Annotated in this window: 15 protein-coding genes; 9 read left to right on the top strand and 6 right to left on the bottom strand. The window is 40.8% G+C overall.

Translation table 11 applies throughout. From position 1 onward, the window contains the following. Window positions 1-151: 151 nt before the first annotated feature. From PHEP_RS05705 to PHEP_RS05665, 9 genes are all read left to right on the top strand, one after another. Window positions 152-1,081: an outer membrane protein assembly factor BamD gene (locus PHEP_RS05705; RefSeq protein ID WP_012781307.1), complete on the top strand. Its 930-nt coding sequence runs from the start codon at window positions 152-154 to the stop codon at window positions 1,079-1,081. Continuing rightward, the gene (locus PHEP_RS05700) at window positions 1,078-1,407 is read left to right on the top strand and encodes a DNA-directed RNA polymerase subunit omega (RefSeq protein WP_012781306.1); all 330 of its coding nucleotides are present in this window, start codon (window positions 1,078-1,080) and stop codon (window positions 1,405-1,407) included. The genes PHEP_RS05705 and PHEP_RS05700 overlap by 4 nt, the downstream gene beginning before the upstream one ends. A gap of 45 nt (window positions 1,408-1,452) precedes the next feature. Beyond that, a complete protein-coding gene (gene coaBC / locus PHEP_RS05695; RefSeq protein WP_012781305.1) occupies window positions 1,453-2,652 on the top strand; it encodes a bifunctional phosphopantothenoylcysteine decarboxylase/phosphopantothenate--cysteine ligase CoaBC in 1,200 nt (399 codons plus the stop codon). Further along, window positions 2,649-3,560: a type IX secretion system protein PorD gene (porD, locus tag PHEP_RS05690; protein WP_012781304.1), complete on the top strand. Its 912-nt coding sequence runs from the start codon at window positions 2,649-2,651 to the stop codon at window positions 3,558-3,560. The genes coaBC and porD overlap by 4 nt, the downstream gene beginning before the upstream one ends. 90 nt (window positions 3,561-3,650) lie before the next feature. Further along, the gene (locus tag PHEP_RS05685; RefSeq protein ID WP_012781303.1) at window positions 3,651-4,034 is read left to right on the top strand and encodes a BlaI/MecI/CopY family transcriptional regulator; all 384 of its coding nucleotides are present in this window, start codon (window positions 3,651-3,653) and stop codon (window positions 4,032-4,034) included. A gap of 1 nt (window position 4,035) precedes the next feature. Further along, the gene (locus PHEP_RS05680) at window positions 4,036-5,832 is read left to right on the top strand and encodes a M56 family metallopeptidase (RefSeq protein WP_012781302.1); all 1,797 of its coding nucleotides are present in this window, start codon (window positions 4,036-4,038) and stop codon (window positions 5,830-5,832) included. A gap of 91 nt (window positions 5,833-5,923) precedes the next feature. Continuing rightward, a complete protein-coding gene (gene recN / locus PHEP_RS05675) occupies window positions 5,924-7,585 on the top strand; it encodes a DNA repair protein RecN (RefSeq protein ID WP_036675625.1) in 1,662 nt (553 codons plus the stop codon). 56 nt (window positions 7,586-7,641) lie between these two features. After that, window positions 7,642-8,460 (top strand): enoyl-ACP reductase FabI, encoded by an 819-nt coding sequence (locus tag PHEP_RS05670; RefSeq protein WP_012781300.1) that lies wholly within the window; start codon window positions 7,642-7,644, stop codon window positions 8,458-8,460. Between the two features lie 90 nt (window positions 8,461-8,550). Further along, on the top strand, window positions 8,551-9,624 hold the full coding sequence (locus PHEP_RS05665) for a PA0069 family radical SAM protein (protein ID WP_012781299.1): 1,074 nt from the start codon (window positions 8,551-8,553) through the stop codon (window positions 9,622-9,624). Between the two features lie 14 nt (window positions 9,625-9,638). Here PHEP_RS05665 and PHEP_RS05660 read toward each other — a convergent pair whose 3' ends face one another. From PHEP_RS05660 to PHEP_RS05635, 6 genes are all read right to left on the bottom strand, one after another. Beyond that, the gene (locus tag PHEP_RS05660) at window positions 9,639-10,577 is read right to left on the bottom strand and encodes a hydroxypyruvate isomerase family protein (RefSeq protein WP_012781298.1); all 939 of its coding nucleotides are present in this window, start codon (window positions 10,575-10,577) and stop codon (window positions 9,639-9,641) included. A gap of 29 nt (window positions 10,578-10,606) precedes the next feature. Further along, window positions 10,607-11,572 carry an FAD:protein FMN transferase gene (locus PHEP_RS05655; RefSeq protein ID WP_012781297.1) on the bottom strand — a complete coding sequence of 322 codons (966 nt, stop codon included), beginning with the start codon at window positions 11,570-11,572 and terminating at the stop codon, window positions 10,607-10,609. A 51-nt stretch (window positions 11,573-11,623) separates the two neighbouring features. Further along, window positions 11,624-12,952 (bottom strand): Gfo/Idh/MocA family protein, encoded by a 1,329-nt coding sequence (locus PHEP_RS05650; protein WP_012781296.1) that lies wholly within the window; start codon window positions 12,950-12,952, stop codon window positions 11,624-11,626. A 38-nt stretch (window positions 12,953-12,990) separates the two neighbouring features. Continuing rightward, complete coding sequence (locus PHEP_RS05645; RefSeq protein ID WP_012781295.1) at window positions 12,991-13,956, bottom strand: formylglycine-generating enzyme family protein; 966 nt, start codon at window positions 13,954-13,956, stop codon at window positions 12,991-12,993. Between the two features lie 218 nt (window positions 13,957-14,174). Further along, window positions 14,175-16,715 (bottom strand): ATP-dependent Clp protease ATP-binding subunit, encoded by a 2,541-nt coding sequence (locus tag PHEP_RS05640; RefSeq protein ID WP_012781294.1) that lies wholly within the window; start codon window positions 16,713-16,715, stop codon window positions 14,175-14,177. A gap of 385 nt (window positions 16,716-17,100) precedes the next feature. Next, window positions 17,101-19,845, bottom strand: a complete 2,745-nt coding sequence (locus PHEP_RS05635; RefSeq protein WP_012781293.1) for an MGH1-like glycoside hydrolase domain-containing protein — start codon at window positions 19,843-19,845, stop codon at window positions 17,101-17,103. Window positions 19,846-19,850: the final 5 nt, after the last annotated feature.

Raw genomic sequence — 19,850 nt, 5'->3', positions numbered from 1 at the left:
CATTGAAACTGCAGCTTATACAACGTAGAACATGGGAAAATTTGAAGATGTTAAATTATGTTAACGCCTTGCCTACATCAAAGCCTTTACATAGTTTAGCATCCTGTTATTTTTAATTGACGTTATCGTATTATTACCTTATCTTTGCACAATGTTTAAAGTTAAACACGTACTACTATTAAGTTTTACCATTATAGCCCTGACCATTGCGGGCTGCAAAAGCCAGTTTGAAAAGATCAGACTGAGCAACGATGTAGCCAAAAAGTATCAGGAGGCAATGCGTTTGTATAACAAAAAGAACTATGCAAAGGCTTTGATCTTATTTGAAGATCTTTCTCAGAAATACAGAGGCCGTGCAGAAGCTGAAGAGTTAAACTACCATTATGCTTTAACCCTGTATAAATTAAAGGACTACACTACTGCAAGGTATCAGTTTAAATCATTTGCAGATACTTACCCAACCAGTAAATATGCAGAAGAATGCAGATACATGGGTGCCTATTGCTATTACCTGGATTCTCCGGCCCCAAGCCTTGATCAGGAGAACACGTATAAAGCAATAGATGCCTTGCAATTGTTCATTAACTTTTATCCTAAAAGTGAGCGTGCCGCCGATGCTGCAAAATACATAGGACTTTTGCGTGCCAAGCTTGAAGATAAAGCATATAACAATGCCCGGTTGTATTACGATCTGGGTGGTTATGATGTAAGTAATTATAAGGCTGCTGTTATAGCATTGAAAAATGCGCAGATTGATTTCCCGGATATTAAATATGCTGAAGAAATGGATTTCCTGATTATCAAATCTCAGTTCGCTTATGCAAAGAACAGTTTGGAAACACGCCAGGAAGACCGTTACAACGAAGCCATTACTTATGCAGATGAATTTGTAGAGGCACATCCGCAAAGTAAATTGCTTGAAGATGCAAAAGCTTTAAAGAAAAATAGCGAACAAGGTATAGAAAATGCAAAACATTTTTTGGCTGAACTGGCCAAAAATCAGGAAAAATACAGAGCATTAATGGCAAAAGATGCCAGATCAGACAGTACCACTACGACAATAAAAACCCCCATCAAATGATGAACACGAATAAACCCGCTGTACCGAATACTACGGTTACTAGAAATGTTAATGATTTAGATCAGAAAACAAAAAATATCTACGAGTCTTTAGTAATTATTTCAAAAAGGGCTAACCAGATTTCTAACAACATGAAAGAAGAGTTGCACGGCAAATTGGCTGAATTCGCTTCTTCTAATGATAATCTGGAAGAGATTTTCGAAAACAGGGAGCAGATTGAAATCAGTAAGCACTATGAGCGTTTGCCTAAGCCAAGCTTAATTGCTATTGACGAGTTCCTGAACGATAAGATCTATTTCAGAAATCCTGCTAAAGAGCAACAATAAAACTACGCATAGGTATTAAATTGCATCTCTGCATTCCTTAAAACCATGCTTAAAAATAAAAAGATCATTCTTGGCGTTTGCGGCAGCATTGCAGCATACAAATCAGCCATACTGGTAAGGCTGTTGGTAAAGGCTGGTGCAAACGTCAAAGTAATTTTAACGGCTGGTGCGGCCAACTTCATTACGCCACTTACCCTGGCCACCCTCTCAAAAAATCCAGTTTATACCCAGTATTTCGAAGAAGAAACAGGTGTATGGAGCAATCATGTTGAATTGGGCCTTTGGGCAGATTTTATGGTAATTGCCCCTGCAAGTGCCAATACCCTGGCCAAAATGGCTTCCGGTTTATGCGATAACCTGCTTACTGCCGTCTACTTATCAGCCAAATGTCCGGTATATGTTGCTCCGGCAATGGACCTGGATATGTGGAAACACGAAAGTACAGCAGGTAACGTCCAAAAATTACTGACCTATGGAAACCAGGTTATCCAGCCTGGCAGCGGAGAACTGGCAAGTGGCCTGTTTGGTGAAGGCCGGATGGCAGAACCTGAAGATATTTTGGCTTTTTTAACGGATAAGGTCAGATCTTCACTACCCTTATTGGGAAAAAAGATCATGGTTACGGCGGGCCCTACTTATGAGGCCATAGACCCTGTTCGTTTTATAGGAAACCACTCTTCGGGTAAAATGGGTTTTGCTATTGCAAACAGGTTTGCAAGCCTGGGTGCAGATGTAACGCTGATTACTGGTCCTACTACCGAAAAAAGCAATTATGAGCTCAAACGGATTGATGTGGTAAGTGCTGCCGATATGCTTAGTGCCTGCAAAGCTGAATTTGGCAAGGCAGACATTACAGTAATGAGTGCTGCTGTGGCAGATTATACACCGGTAACCAGGGCTGAGCAAAAGATAAAAAAAACCAGCAATGAGTTTAACCTGGAGCTCAAAAAAACAACGGATATTCTGGCTACCCTGGGTCAATTAAAAACTGACCGGCAAATATTGGTAGGTTTTGCACTCGAAACACAAAATGAGGAAACCTATGCCAAAGAAAAACTGATAAAAAAGAACCTGGACCTCATTGTACTCAATTCTTTAAATGATAAAGGTGCCGGTTTTAAAATGGATACCAATAAAATAACTATCTTTAATAAAGCCGCCGAAAAAATAGTTTTTGAAATGAAATCGAAAACCGAGGTGGCCAAAGATATTTGCAATGAAATATTAAAGCTGGTTAATGTATGAGAAAACTTTGCGCTCTTGTCTTACTCTGTATTTTGTGTGCTGCGGCACTGCAAGCCCAGGAATTAAATACAAGGGTACAATTGATGGCCCCTACTGTTCCAAACATCAACAAAAGGAATTTAGAGATTTTACAAAATACCATCAGAGAGTTTTTAAACAACAATAAGTGGAGTAACGAAACTTATACTCCACCAGAACGCATAGAATGCAATTTCGTAATTACTATAACTGCCTGGGATGGAAGTTCGGCCTATAAAGCAGAAGCACAGATCCAATCGAGCAGGCCAGTTTACAACACCGCTTACAACAGCACTTTGCTGAACATTAGCGACAAAGACTTTGATTTTAATTTCAATGAAGGCCAGTCGCTGGATTTCTCCGATCAGAATTTCATCTCTAATTTAAGTTCGCTGCTGAGCTTTTATGCTTATACCATTATTGGCCTGGATAAAGATAGTTTCAGCAAACTTGGCGGCACACATTTTTACAACAAAGCACAAAATATCTTAAATGTAGCCCAGGTATCAGGGAATAAGGGTTGGAAAGCCTTTGATGGACTGCGCAACAGATATTGGTTAAATGAGAACTTGCAGAACAAAAGCTTTGAGGAACTGAGGCAGTTCATTTATGATTACCACTATACTGGCTTAGACCAGATGCAGGAAGATCCTGCTAAAGCGGCTAAAAAAATTGCAGCCCTTCTATCGGGCTTAAAACTTATGGATAAACAAAAGCTGGGCTCTATTTTCCCCAATATGTACCTGGCTACCAAAGCTGATGAGCTTGTGAATGTAATTGCCGTACTTCCCGACCCTCAGGATGTAATCAAAGCATATAATTTACTGGCAGAAGTGGATCCGGCCAACATCAATAAATATGAAGCGCTAAGGACTAAAGGAAAGCGTTAATCCTCACCTGTTTAATTTTTTTGTTAAAATATTTTGCATCTACGAATAGATTCGTATATTTGATTACGAAACCATTCGTACTATGATATTATGACAGGAACAGCAAACTTGAAACCGACAGAAAGTGAACTCGAAATTTTGCAGATCCTATGGGAAAAAGGAGATTGCACAGTAAGGGATGTACATGAAGTTTTAGAAAAAAATAAGGACGCAGGTTATACAACTACACTAAAACTGATGCAGATTATGCATGAAAAAGGTTTGGTAGCCCGGGATACTTCCGCTAAAACACACATTTACAGCGCATTGATCAATCAGCAAAAAACCCAGCAACATTTGGTGAATAAAATGATCGATAATGTTTTTAATGGTTCAGCCGCACGCATGGTGATACAGGCCCTGGGTAACCATAAGGCTAGTAAAGATGAGATCGATTCGATAAAGAAATATCTGGATGAATTAAGTAATCAATAACATGGAAACAATTGTAAACAACCTGATCAAAGCAACAGGATGGAGTATCTTTCATTCTTTATGGCAAGCTGCAATTATTTATGGAGTACTTTTACTTCTAATTGCCTTTTTTCCAAAAATGACGGCAAAACTAAAGCACAACCTGGCTTATGGTGCCATAAGTCTGATGTTTGCAGGCTTCTGCATTACTTTTTTCTCAATTTTTAAGCTTCCTGCTAATGATATGCTTATTTCTGCAGGTAATAAAGAAATTGTGCTGATGCAATATGCATCGGACCTGTCTGATGGGATCAACCAGAAAACAGAGCAGTTTTTTCCTTATATTGTTAATGTTTACGCCATTGGCCTGTTGTGCCAGCTGCTGATCCTTGCCGCGGGCTATAGAAAGCTGCATAAGCTTAAGGAGGCGGACAAAACATCTGTTCCCGAAGCCTGGTTAAAGGTTTTTAAGGAAATGCTATCCAGGCTGGGGCTCCGTCAGCCCATCAGTTTCTACCTTTCTGACCAGGTAAATATACCGCTCGTAATAGGTTATTTTAAACCAATGGTATTGTTTCCCATAGCGCTTGTGGCGCAACTGGACATCAAGCAGGTGGAAGCCATATTGATCCATGAACTTTCGCATATCCGAAGAAACGATTACCTGCTCAATCTGATTAAAACTGCCATCGAGACCTTAATGTTTTTTAATCCTTTCATCTGGTTAAGCAGCAGGTTTATCAATATAGAACGTGAACATGCCTGCGACGATCTTGTACTTAAACTCACAGGAACACCATTAACTTATGCACATGCGTTGTTAAAACTTGAAATCCTTAAAGACAAAACAACACCTGCTTTGTCAATGGCAGCAAATGGCAGCAACCAACATTTATACCAGCGCATTAAAAGAATTACAGATATGAAGACCAATTATATGAATGCCAAACAGCAGATTTTTGCCATCACTTTGACAATAGCTACCGTAATATCGCTGGCCTGGATCAGTCCTGAAAAAACCGAACCGGCCTTCCTAAAACCTCAGGTACCTGTTTTACCTGTGCCTCCTGTCCCGGCTCCGCTTTCTGAAGCAAAAATTCGACATTTCAGCAATCCATTAGTAAAATTGAATGTGCTGCCTCTCTTAAGACAGGACACAACCAGAAAGAAACACAAGTTTAAAATTGTGACCATTGATGCCAGTGGCCGTAAGCAGGAATACAATTCTGTAAAGGAAATGCCCGACAGTTTAAGAAAAGAAGTGATCAAAGATACCTTTGTAAGCAAGGGCGATTTCGATTTCAATATCGATTCGGTGGTCAATAAAAGTCTGACGTTTACCATGTCTCCGGAATGGCAGTCGGGTTTCAAAAAAATGTCTGAAGACCTGCAAAAACAGTTCAGTGCTGAAGAATGGACAAAAAACAGTGAGGACATTAAAAAGAATTCAGAAAAGATGAAAAAATTCTTTGATTCGAAAGAGTGGAAAAAACAACAGCAGGATATTAAAAAAAATTCAGAAAGAATCCAGCTGTTTTTTAATTCTGCTGAATGGAAAAATCAGCAAAAACAGCTTATTGAACATAGCCGGGAAATCGCGATAAAATTAAATTCACCTGAATTTAAAAAAGAATTGGATAAGGCCAAGTTATCAGAAAAGATGCGACTGCACTTCTCGGCCCCTATTTTTAAGCAAAAATCTGAAGAGACTAAAACACTCGAAGCCTCTAAAGCATACCAGGACCTGAAGAAAAAGTTTGATGAGGATGTAGAAACTTTGAAGAAAAAAACAATTAAAGCGGATACCACATCATTTTAACCTGACCAACATACAAGATAAAAAAGGCAGTAGATAATCTTCTGCCTTTTTTTGTTGTTCATCGCTAAGTTTTCATAATTTAGCAATGTATATGCTACAAAAACTTTCCATCCGCAATTATGCTTTGATTGACAGTGTTGAGCTGGAACTTGACAGTGGTTTAAATATCATTACCGGTGAAACCGGCGCAGGTAAATCAATCATGCTAGGTGCTTTATCGCTGATACTGGGGCAGCGTGCCGAGACTAAGTACTTTTTTAATCAGGATAAGAAATGCATCATTGAAGGACATTTTTTACTGGTCAGCGCTCATTTGCAGGCTTTGTTTGAAGAAAATGACCTCGATTTCCATAAAGAAAGTACTTTAAGAAGGGAGATCACTACAGATGGGAAATCGAGGGCCTTTATTAACGATACACCAGTAACCCTTACTGTAATGAAACAGGTAGGCGAACGATTGATAGACATCCATTCACAGCATGCCACACTGGAAGTTAATGATCCTGAATTCCAATTATCAGTAGTAGATACTCTTGCCGGACATCAGCCTTTACTCCAGGATTACCGCAATCAGTTTAAGCTATATAAACAGCAACAACGTCAGTTAACCGAATTGCAGAACAAAGCAGATGAAGCACGAAACAGGCAGGATTATGAGCAGTTTTTGTTCAATGAACTGGAAAATGCAGATCTTCAGACCGGTGAACAGGAAAAACTGGAGACCGAACTGCAGATGCTGAACAATTCGGAAAGTATTAAAAGAAGCCTGCTGACCAGTTATAACCTATTAAGCGAGCAGGAAACAGCCGTACTTCCAATCCTCAAAGAAGCGGTTAATCAACTGCAAAGCATTGAGAAATTTAATCCTGCATACGGAGCATTAAATGACCGTTTACGTTCTGCCCTGATCGAGATCAAAGATATTGCTGAAGAAACATCTGCACTGGAAGAAAACATAATTTTTAATCCTTTAAGGATTGAAGAGATCAATACCCGTTTAGACCTTGTTTATAGTTTACAACAAAAGCACAGGGTAAACAGCATTGAAGAATTAACTGCCATTCAGGCACAGCTTTCAGAAAACCTGGCCAATCTTTTAAGCGGTGATGAAGAGATTGAACGTATGAATAAAGCGCAGGAAAAACTCCATCGGGAACTTGAGGAGACAGCAGGTAAATTATCCCTTAACCGCAACAAATCGATTCTTCATACGGAAAGTAGCGTTAGAGAATTGCTCCAACAGGTAGGTATGCCCAATGCTAAAATAAAAATCGAACAGCAGCAAAGTGCTGAATTGAATAAGGACGGAAAAGACATTATTAGTCTCTTGTTTTCGGCAAATACAGGTCAACCTCCTGCTCCTGTGGGCAAAGTAGCATCCGGAGGTGAGCTTTCGCGTTTAATGCTCGCTATTAAATCTATTATGGCCAAATACACTTCCTTACCTACTTTAATATTTGATGAGATAGATACCGGTATTTCCGGAGAAACAGCGCTTCGCGTAGGTAAAGTTATTGGAGCGCTTGAAAAAAACATGCAGGTGATCTGTATTACCCATCTTCCTCAGATTGCAGCAAAAGGCGATGCGCATTATTTTGTTTATAAAAATGAGGAAACTGAACGCACGACCACCGGGATTCGCAAATTGAATAAAACAGACCGCATACAAGTGATTGCAGAAATGTTAAGTGGCAAAACACCTGGTGCACCAGCTATAGAAAATGCCAGAGATCTGCTTGGTTATAAAAGCTAGGCTTTTGACAAAAGAAAATTTCCTTAACTTCGGCCTGTTTTAAAAAACAAAATTTTATGTATAACTTATTAAAAGGTAAACGCGGCATTATTACTGGTGCATTAGATCAGAATTCAATCGCGTGGAAGGTAGCTGAGAAAGCTCACGAAGAGGGTGCAACCTTTGTTTTGACCAATGCACCTGTTGCCATGCGCATGGGAGAAATTAATGCACTGGCAGAAAAAACAAATGCACAAATTGTTCCGGCTGACGCTACAAATGTGGACGACCTGACTAACCTGTTTATCCAATCACAAGAAATATTAGGTGGAAAAATAGACTTCGTACTGCACTCTATTGGCATGAGCGTAAATATTCGCAAAAAGATTCCTTATACAGAATCAAACTATGATTATTTTTTGAAAGGCATCGATGTTTCGGCTTTGTCTTTTCATAAAATGCTGGCAATAGCAAAAAAATTAGATGCCATTAATGAAGGGGGTAGTGTGGTTGCCTTGAGCTATATGGCCGCACAGCGTACCTATCCTTTTTATACAGATATGGCCGATATCAAAGCCATGCTGGAATCCATTGCCCGCAGCTTCGGCTACTATTATGGATTAGAGAAAAAAGTACGTATCAATACGGTTTCCCAATCACCTACAAAAACTACCGCCGGTTCGGGCATCAAAGGTTTTGGAGATTTCTATGATTATGCTGATGCCATTGCACCATTGGGCAATGCGGATGCAGCATCCTGCGCAGATTACTGCATTACCTTGTTCTCTGACCTTACCCGAATGGTTACCATGCAAAACCTTTTCCACGATGGGGGCTACTCTTCGACTGGAGTAAGTGATGTGGTGATGCAAAAAATGGGAATTGAAGAAAAATAATGATAAAATTAGACTGATATCATAAGCCTCCCTCTATCTAAAGTTTAACACAAATTTGCATATTACTAATATTATTAGCAATTTTAACTAATGATATTAGACAACGAAAAACCTGACAATTATGTTAAAGGCCGTGGGGCCCAACTCAATCCAAATAACCGTTTTGCTAAAAATGATTATGCAAAGGAGCATAGTGAAGGAATTGATGAATGGGAAGAAGAAGACCGGAAAACTACTTTCATTTTTGGAAAATCAAAGTCAATTGTCAACAAGGTAGACAGCCCGGATGTTGGCATGGCCTATTCTCTTAATCCCTATCAGGGCTGCGAGCATGGCTGCACTTACTGTTATGCACGTAACGCACATGAATACTGGGGCTTTAGTGCAGGTCTGGATTTTGAACGAAAGATCGTCGTAAAAACAGATGCTCCGGCCTTATTTAAAAAATTCCTTGAACGTAAAGGCTGGGACGCCTCCGTTATTTCTTTATTTGGCAATACAGATTGCTACCAACCTGCTGAAAGAAAATTTATGATCACCAGACAATTACTGGAAATTGCATTGGAATACCGGCAACCGATTGGCATGATCACAAAAAATGCATTGATATTGAGAGATATAGACCTGCTTGCTGAAATGGCCAAACTAAACCTCTGTATGGTTTATGTATCCATCAACAGCCTGAATGAAAAATTGCGTCAGAAAATGGAACCCAGGACTACCACAGCAAAACAGCGACTCAAAATAATAGAACAGCTGAGTGGGGCTGGTATCCCTATGGGTGTAATGGTAGCACCATTGGTACCTGGTTTAAGCGATCATGAAATCCCTGTTATTTTAAAAACAATTGCCAATTGTGGGGCTATAGCAGCAGGATACACTGTAGTAAGGCTGAATGGTGCAATAGGCGGAATATTTGAAGACTGGCTACGAAAAAACTATCCCGACCGCTTTGAAAAAGTATGGCATGCCATCCAGTCTTGTCATGGAGGAAGCGTGAATGACAGCAGGTTTGGCGACAGAATGAGGGGAGACGGAAATATTGCCAAATTGATCAAGGATAGCTTTAAACTTCATTGCCGCCTGAACCACCTCAATGAAATTAAACCAAAGCTGGATTCCAGTCTTTTCAAAGTTCCTAAAGTTCAGCTCAATTTATTTTAACATCACTGCTATGGTTACGAAAGAAAATCATCACATTCCCTATAGGCCTGTATCACCCGCAGCTCTCCATCCTTACCGGGTTTGGAATTGCCATGTTCCATACCCATAACACCTTTGTAACCTTTTTCATAAATGTGTTTAAACAGGTTCTTATAATTGATCTCTCCTGTTGTAGGTTCTTTTCTACCTGGATTATCACCTATCTGTATATAGGCAATCTCCTCCCAGCAACGGTCCATATTCACCATCAGCTGTCCTTCCATTTTCTGCATGTGATAAATGTCGTATAGAATTTTACAGGACGGACTTTTAACAGCTTTACAAACCGCATAAGTTTCATGTGTTTGTTGCAAAAATAATTCCGGTGTATCACTTAGCGTTTCCAACACCATGATCAGGCCATGAGGTTCAAATAGCTCAGCCCCTGCCCGCATCGCATCTACCACATTTGCAAACTGGTTGCCATAAGGCAGCTTTCGTTCATAAAAGCCCGGTACTACGGTTAACCATTTCGCATTACATCTTTTAGCAGCTTCAATAGAAAGCTTGCAGGTCTCTATGAATTTGTCTTTAAATTCTTTTTTTCCAGTGGTTAGTGATATTTTCCAGTTGTCACCACCATCTACCACAAATACACCCATTCTCATGCCCAGCTTGGCCAGTAACTCACCTATTTTTGTTTGTTCTTCAATAGTTCTTTTCAAATAACCATTGTCTTCTATAGAACGGAAACCCTGGTCGTGCATAAACCTGATCTGATCCAGAAAGTTGTCTCCGGCATGCTGCTTAAACATCCCCTGATGTGGCGCATAATCCAGGTTAAAAATTTTACCAGCAGACCATCTGCTGCTATGCAAAGCAGTCTTATCCGCTGCGATTGCTGGTATAGCAGAACCTGCAACAATTGCTCCTGCTGCCGCCAAACTGTTTTTTATAAAATCTATTCTGTTCATATTTTGGTTGTTTGGTATATAATTAAAGTTTAGTCTACCAGCATTTTCCTGAAACCACTGGTCAGTGTGTCGGCCACACTACCATCTTTCTTGTGATAAATAATGTAAGCTTCCATTCCCTTCCTTGCTTTGACAAAATCCAGGGCTTCTTTAACGCCCATTGCCATAATCGGACTATCATAACCATCGGCAGTAATGGCGTCCTTTGCATAAATCGTTACGCTGATCAATGCATTGTCTAAAGGATAGCCCGTTTTAGGATCAATAAGGTGTGCAATTTTTTTTGCCCCGTTTAGCAGGTATTTTCTATAATTTCCTGCAGTTGTTATTGCGCCATTATTAATACGGACGACATGTTTGATCACAGGTTCAGCATCCGCAGTCATTGCGGGGCCTTCAATACCAATACGTAGCGAGCTTCCGTCAGGCTTAGGTCCTTTCATTCTAAGTTCTCCTCCTAATTCCACAACAAAGGACTTTATTTTTTTTTGTTGCAGATAATCGGCAATAACATCTACACTATAGCCCTGTGCAATCCCGTTCAGGTCCAGTTTTATACAAGGCCTGCTTTTTTTAAGATAATCTCCTTTTAAACTCAGGTTATTCATACCCACACAAGCTAACAGCATTTTAACTTCCGCACTATCAGGGAATTTAATGATGGGCTTGGCACCAAATCCCCAGGCCTGTACCAACGGCTCAACGGTGGCATCAAATTTCCCCCGGGTATCTTTGTAAACGGCAAATGACTTGCGCATCACCTTCACAAGGTGCTGGTCCAGATGCAAACCCTCATCAGCTGCATTAAACCTGCATATTAAAGAATAAGGTTTATAAAGTGACATAGAGGAATCTATAGCATTCAAAATACGGTCAATATCCGCTTTCGTAACAATGCTGTCTGCTGCAAAATATTTAACCGTATAGTCAGTTCCCTGGGCATAACCTTTAATGGTATACTCCCGCAAGTCAGCATATCCAGAAAAGAAATTCATCAGCGAGAGCAAAAACAAGCTGATATATTTACCTATTACCAACACAACAGCTTAAATCACCCTGGTTTGTCCAGGAGTAGGGATAGGGTACAAACCATTTGCATCGGGCATTAATTTAGGGTTCGCATCCCAGCTCAATTGGGCAGGGAACAAACTATTGTCTGCTTTCAGGGCATCATCCCATTTAATTACACGGCCAGAGTAAGTCGCGTACCGGCCAATAATAGCAGTAAGGCAACTTTTTGCGCCACGTTCTGCATCAGCAAACTTGTATTCACCTTTAGCTATTGCTGCAAACAATTCGTCATGTTCAGTCTGATAGGGATTCGGATTATCCTTTGTAGGGTGGTTATATATTTCCTTACCCTTATGGTCCCACAATACAGCCTTATTGCCACCAGCGGCTAAATAAGAACGTCCTTTTGTACCTTGAAAAGTTTCATCAACACGGTTAGAAGTACCCTCAAAATGACGACACTGGCTATAGATCACAGCACCATCTGCGTAAGTTAACTCTACTGCATGATTGTCATAGATCTCGCCATAATCTTTTCCGGTTCTCCAGGCCCTGCTCCCTGTGCCCTGAATAGAAACCGGATACGCATTTTTCGCCCAGTTTGCCACGTCAATATTGTGTACATGCTGTTCCACAATATGGTCTCCGCAAAGCCAGTTAAAATAATACCAGTTACGCATTTGGTATTCCATTTCTGTCTGGCCCGGTTTACGTGGTTTAACCCAAACACCACCACTGTTCCAGTACACCTGTCCCCCGGTAATATCGCCAATTGCCCCGTCCTGAATCCGTTTAAGCGCCTCTCTGTAATTGGCCTGATACCTGCGCTGCAAGCCCACCACAACATTTAGTTTCTTTTGCTTCGCAAGTTCAGCAATTTCCAGTACCTTACGGATTCCCGGGGAATCTACCGCCACAGGTTTTTCCATAAAGACATGTTTATTTTTGTTGATGGCTTCTTCAAAATGCATAGGCCTGAAGCCCGGAGGCGTTGCCAGCAGTACAACATCTGCTAATGCAATCGCTTTTTGATAGGCATCAAATCCAACAAACCTGCGTTCCTGAGGTACATCAACTTTAGCTGCAAATTTTGCAGATAGTGTCTGGTAAGTTTCATCAAGCCTGTCCTGAAAAGCGTCAGCCATGGCTACCAGCTTAATATTTTGTTTAGTGCTTAATGCCTGCGTGGCGGCACCTGCACCGCGACCACCGCAACCAATAAGTGCAATTTTAATGGTATCATCTACTGATGAATGCGCTCCGCCACCAGCAAAGGCAACTCCATTTAGCATTACCCCTCCGGCAACAAGTGCTGAGGTTTTTAAAAATTCACGACGCTGGTCACGCAATCCTTCCTTGTTCATTTGATTTAGGTTTATTTGGTTCTTTTTTGTGCTTTTCTTTAATAATCTTTTAGGGGGGCAGCATTGTAATATGCATCTATTTCCTCTTTAGCAGGTATATTTAGCGGCCTCACCAAACGCATACCTATAAAAGGTGCTTCAGGAAACCACCAGTTGCTTTTAGGTATCTGCGGATCCAGCTGCTTCCAAACAGGATCAGAAGGTAATCTTGTTGCCGAACGGCAATCCTTAGCAAGATCCTCGTAAGAGCCACCTCTGATTACGTGCGCATACAATTTATCCGGTACAGCTACAGGGTTATTTACTTTATCACCTATCACCTTAGCATAAAAATCCGGAATGTACTGATCATAAGTCCATTCAGCAACATTTCCATACATATCATGTAAACCCCAGGCATTTGGTTTTTTCAGACCAACTTTATGTGTTTTACCTTCAGAATTGTCCTTATACCAGGCATATTCACCGAGCATAGCAGCTCCATCCCCAAACGCATATTCTGTAATACTACCAGCACGGCAGGCATATTCCCATTCGGCTTCTGTTGGCAATCGGTAAAATACTCCTGTTCTTGCATAAAGCCATTTGCAAAACTGTATGGCATTATAATGGGTCATTGCCAAAGCAGGTTGCCCTTCTTTACCCATACCAAAAGTCATATCTAAATAAGGTTTTGTAGGCCTGGTAACTGCATCTACATTTGCAGGTATAGCGCCTGTGCTATGGTTAGCTTCATAATCTTTATATAAAAAGGGTTCAAAAATATCCCAGGTAACCTCAAAGGTACTCATCCAAAAGGGCGCAAGCTTAACAGGATGTACCGGCTGTTCATCTGCCTTGCCCTTTTTGCTGCCCATTAAGAATTCTCCGGCAGGAATGGCTTTCATTTCAAAGCTCAGCTTAGTCCCGTTGATTTGCTGCGTATAAGCTTCATGTTTTTCCTGGGCCGGCACCTGAAAGGCCAGAAAAACAAAGAATAGCACTCCCAATAATTTAGATTCCATTTTTAAGTATTGATGCAATTGATATTGTAAACTAACCTATTTTCTATCTAAAATAGAGGCATTTATGTTAAAACCAAAATCTATAGCCATATAATTTCCTAAAATGTGTAAAAATCACACTAAGTGTAAAGATCGCATCATATACTGCCAAAATCGTATCATAAAAAAACCCCGGCTGGCTTTTCGCCAACTGGGGTTTTATGCATTGTTCCGGGATATTATTCTACACTTCCCTCTTCTTTTTTCTTTTTCTTACCCGGACTTCTATTCTCTACAACTATTTCATTACTTTCTTTGTTGTAATCGATTTCGAGAATATCTCCATCATGGATCTCTCCTTTAAGGATCTCTTCAGCGATCGGATCTTCCAGATATTTCTGGATCGCACGTTTAAGCGGTCTTGCACCAAAATTAGAATCAAACCCTTTATCGGCTATAAATTCTTTTGCTTTCTCAGTAAGCTTAACCTCGTAACCTAAATTATGTACACGACCAAATAACGATTTTAACTCAATGTCTATGATCTTGAAGATCTCTTCTTTACCCAGTGAATTAAATACTACTACATCATCTACACGGTTCAGGAACTCAGGGGCAAAAGCGCGTTTCAACGCATTTTCAATTACTCCCCTCGAATGTGCATCAGCCTGGTTGCTTTTTGCAGCGGTAGAAAAACCTACTCCCTGCCCAAAATCTTTCAGCTGACGGGCCCCGATATTAGAGGTCATAATAATGATGGTATTTCTGAAGTCAACCTTACGACCAAGACTATCCGTAAGCTGTCCCTCATCCAATACCTGCAACAGGATATTAAACACATCCGGGTGTGCTTTCTCAATCTCATCCAGCAAAATTACCGCATACGGTTTTCTGCGTACTTTTTCAGTCAGCTGTCCGCCTTCCTCATACCCCACGTATCCCGGAGGCGCACCTACTAAACGCGATACAGCAAATTTCTCCATGTACTCACTCATGTCAATCTGGATCAGTGAATCATCACTGTCAAACATGAAACGTGCAAGTTCCTTTGCAAGCTCAGTCTTACCAACACCGGTAGGCCCAAGAAATATAAACGAACCGATCGGTTTTTTAGGGTCCTTTAATCCCGCTCTGGTACGCTGAATAGCTTTTGTCAATTTTTTAATTGCATCATCCTGTCCAATGATCTTGGTCGCAACAGTATCGTACATATTTAACAGCTTTACACTATCAGTTTGTCCAACACGTTGTAATGGAATGCCGGTCATCATTGAAACCACCTCTGCAACATTATCTTCTGTAACTGTATAACGTTTCGTTTTAGTTTCAGCCTCCCATTCTGCCTTTGCACGATCAAGCTCTTCCAACAGATTTTTTTCAGTATCTCTTAATTTGGCGGCCTCTTCATATTTCTGGCTTTTTACAACCTTATTTTTTTCAACCTTGATCTCTTCAATCTTATTCTCAATCGCAATGATGTTATCAGGAACATGTATGTTTGTTAAATGCACCCTTGATCCGGCCTCGTCCAAAGCATCAATTGCCTTATCCGGCAAAAACCTGTCGGTAATGTACCTTGAAGTAAGCGCCACACAGGCAGCAATCGCCTCATCTGTATAGGTCACACCGTGGTGATCTTCATATTTTTCTTTGATACGGTTCAGAATTTCTATGGTTTCATCAGGTGAAGCCGGCTCGATCATTACCTTCTGGAAACGACGGTCCAAAGCCCCATCCTTTTCTATATACTGACGGTATTCATCCAGCGTAGTTGCCCCAATGCATTGAATTTCGCCCCTGGCCAAAGCTGGTTTGAACATATTTGATGCATCTAAAGAACCTGAAGCACCACCTGCGCCTACAATTGTATGGATCTCATCAATAAACAGGATCACATCGGTAGATTTTTCCAGCTCATTCATCACCGCCTTCATACGCTCTTCAAACTGTCCGCGGTATTTTGTGCCGGCAACTAATGAAGCCAGGTCTAATGTTACCACACGTTTATTGAACAGTACCCTGGAAACTTTACGTTGAACAATACGGAGGGCCAGACCTTCTGCAATAGCAGATTTACCTACACCAGGTTCACCAATCAGGATCGGATTGTTCTTTTTACGTCGTGATAATATCTGCGACACGCGTTCAATTTCTTTCTCACGGCCAACAATAGGATCCAAACGGCCCTCTTCCGCTGCCTTGGTCAGGTCTCTTCCAAAATTATCCAGAACCGGGGTTTTAGATTTAATGTCCGACACCTTTTTAGGGCTGCTGAATGATTCTTCTTCGCGGTAGTCATCATCTCCACCTGTTGATGCACTGTTCTGCGTTTCGTCTCTAAAACCGTTCTTGTTCACTTCAACCTCCTGTTTAAATATCTCGTAATTGATGTTAAACTGTAATAAAATCTGTGAGGCAATGTTATCATCATCGCGAAGAATAGAAAGCAACAGGTGTTCTGTACCTATCAAATCGCTTTTGAAGATCTTTGCTTCCAGATAAGTGATCTTTAAAACTTTTTCTGCTTGTTTGGTTAAGGGGATGTTTCCCAGGTTAACCGTTACACTCGACGTACCCCTAACCGAATCCTCAATCGAGCGACGAAGTTTTGAAGTATCAACACCTAGTGATTTTAATATCTTAATGGCCATACCATCGCCTTCGCGAATAAGGCCTAACAAAAGATGTTCTGCGCCTATGTAATCGTGACCTAATCTCAGGGCTTCTTCCCTGCTAAAAGATATCACGTCTTTTACTTGTGGAGAAAATTTAGCTTCCATATATACCTTTCTAAATCGGGAATGCTCTAAACTATAAAATTTGTTTTATAAATGAGCACCCGCTTTTTTATTATTTTATCAACAATTACGCCACAGCAGTGGAAATAGATGTTACAACTGCCATTATTTCAGAAAACTTACCGTCTTCTGACGTTATTTGCGGCAATGTATTTAAAACAAAACGATTTAAAAACCTTTAGGTATCATTTTAAAATAGCCTAGAATGATTTAAAATCTGAATTGTCCCCAAATTGTAATCATTATGTCCCCTTTTTCCTCTCTGTCAAAAGTGGCGTTTAAACATCGCAGCCCTAGCAAAATGGCAGAAAACTTCTCCAATCTTTGTTAGTTTTTATATAAAGCTACTAAATAAAAAATACTATTTCTATTCTTTTGAGGGTATTATACTCAGCGCGGCATCTTTATTGGAAGCTGGCAAAGTAATCTGAAGCAGACCGGGATAAGGTGATTCAGCCTTGATAATTTTACCGTTTAACGTAACCTGATACTGGAAAGCAGGGTTCATACAGACAAGCAAACTCCTTTGACGGGCCAAAGTAGTCTGATCTAAAGAAAGGTTGGCCTTGTATTCAGATTGAGCAGGATTAAATGTTTGGTCTTTTATCCAGATTTCAAATCCTGCAGTAACTGTACCGGGCTTAAAATAAGCTGAGAACCAGGAGAGCACAGGGGCCGATAATCCACCAAACTGATGCCATCCGGCGCCCCTTCCTGTTTTTGCAGAGAAATATTCAAAAGTAGCATAAGAATTGTCCACTTCGTTTTTAAAAATGTCCAGTGCCTTTTGCGCTATTCTTCTGGCCAGATCAGGTCGTCCCAGATCAAGCATCGCCTTCCACACAAACCATTGGTGGGGCATCCAAACGGAACCGTTCCAATAGCCTACGGGTTTAAAATAAGGGGCCGACTGGTCAACCACGCAAATACCGGAAGGTGTCCACATGTGCTGTGGTGAGAAAATTTTTTCTATCAGCTTTTCTTCCTGTTCCGGTGTACAAATACCGGCAAGCAATGGATAAGCACCATCCAATCCCATATTGTGGTCTTTACCACTCAGTGGATCTTTAAAATGGCCAGTTGCATTACCTTGCTCATCATGCACTACATAGCTAAAATAACCGGCCGTATCGTTCCAGGAATACTTCTGCAAGGCATCACTAAACAATTTAATGTCCTTATCATACTCCGCAATGTCACTTTCTTTCTTTAAAGCCTGCGCAACCAGCCGCAGCATTTTAGCAATACGGATGCTATAGGAATTATTGGCCACTGCAGCAACAGTCTTGGTAGCTTTTTGCTCATGCACCGTTACCTGCGGGGGATAATCGTCCCAGCCGCCAGAATTGTAAAAATAGTCCCAGGAGGTCAGCATGTTCGATTTCAGCCGCCTTGTATTGGAACTCCCGTAGCGGCCTGCCATAAACGCATAATACTTTTTCAGGCGCGGATAAAAATAAGCCAGGGCTTCCTTTGACTGAGTCTTGTTCCAGAGATCAAAAAATGCATAAACTTGTACAGGGTATGGGGTACCGTGCTGAATGAAAGCATTCTGATTCCCTTCCGGTGTAGTATAAACGTTTATACATTCAGCGGCCAGTTCAGTACTGATCTCATTTAAACCTACTGCAATAAAACCTGAATCCCAGGTATACAAAGAATTATACCATTTTCCCGGTGTAAAATGCCTGATGTAACTATTAGCGGTATAAACCGGGTACATGATATTGGTTAGTAGGGTAGCCTTTAATATCTTCTGGCTAAATTCATATTTTTTTCCTTCCGGAAGTACTTCTGCAACAACCGGCTTCTCGTCGCCCTGCAATACCTTGTTCTTTATCTCATTTAAATTACCCAGGCGTTTTTTAACATATTCATACTTCCCTGTACATACCAATGCATAAACAGTTTTCTCCTCGTGGGCATCCAGCTCTACCGGCCTGATGTAAACATTGGCAAAATTTCCTTTATCGTTCCCGATAAATGTTTTGGTCGTATGGTTGTTTACATGCCTTTTAAAGTAATAATCCAGTTCATCATTTCTAAATTCACGTACAATACCATGGGCATCATCCCAGCTTATCCCATAATAGCCGGCAATTTCCTGGTACTTAAGTATCACATTTTTAGCATCAATATTCTCCGTTATTGCTGGTTTGAATTTCTTTTCCAGTGCAATAATTTCCGCTGATGCTTCTTTTTCAGGAATGATGGAAAAACCGTTAAATTCAACAGCACTGCCACCTTCAGCTTCAAATGACAATAACTGTGCGCCCGCTTTGGCAGCATGATATGGAATGCTGATCTGCTCAAAATTCCCGGTGCCCTTTAACCTTAGCGCTTCAGTCGTTAAACCACCGGTATAAAAAGTCTGGCTGCTGCCACTCTTCATTCTGTAAAGCACACTTATCCGACCTTTTAGCTGATCGTTTTTTAAGGCTATGCTATAGGTTACTTTATTGCCTTTTGTATTTCCAAATATAGACCCAATCGCCCTTCCATCAATATATTCAGCAGCTCTGGCCTCTCCGGCAATCCAGCCATCTTGTACCAGGTTATCTCTAAGCCCTTTCTTCGCAAAATCCAGAGATTGGTAGCCGACTGCATTTTTCCATATCGAACTGCCACTTAAGCGCATGGTGTTTACAGGATAATTTTCGGGATAATCCAGATAAGACATCAGGTTTACGTCCATATACTGTGGCAATGCTGTATTGTTTACGCAGCGTATTGCAACCAAAACTGTAGCAGAATCTATCACACGATAAGTTACATCCGAATAGGCCTCATCCTTCCAAAGCAGCTCGTGCCTGAACGTATATTTAGTTAAGTCGTTATTAGATTCCCAGGGAAAATAATCCGATTGCAGCAATACATGCGGTACAGATGGCTTATAACGGTACAGACCTGGAAATACAGAAAAATCAAAGCGTATACCAGATTTAAACTCAGGGATATGCGATATCCCGGCATACCTTTTCGAATATGGGCCCCAGGGAGAAAGCAGCATATCATGTGTGTCATTTAACCGATCAAATTTTCCGGATTTCTTTTTTTGCGCAATAAGTATTGCAGGGATCAAAAGGATTCCAACAACCAGACTAATTCTCATAAGTA

Origin of the sequence: Pedobacter heparinus DSM 2366 (assembly GCF_000023825.1) — a bacterium.
Lineage (GTDB): Bacteria > Bacteroidota > Bacteroidia > Sphingobacteriales > Sphingobacteriaceae > Pedobacter > Pedobacter heparinus.
This window is presented reverse-complemented; position numbering and strand designations above follow the sequence as displayed.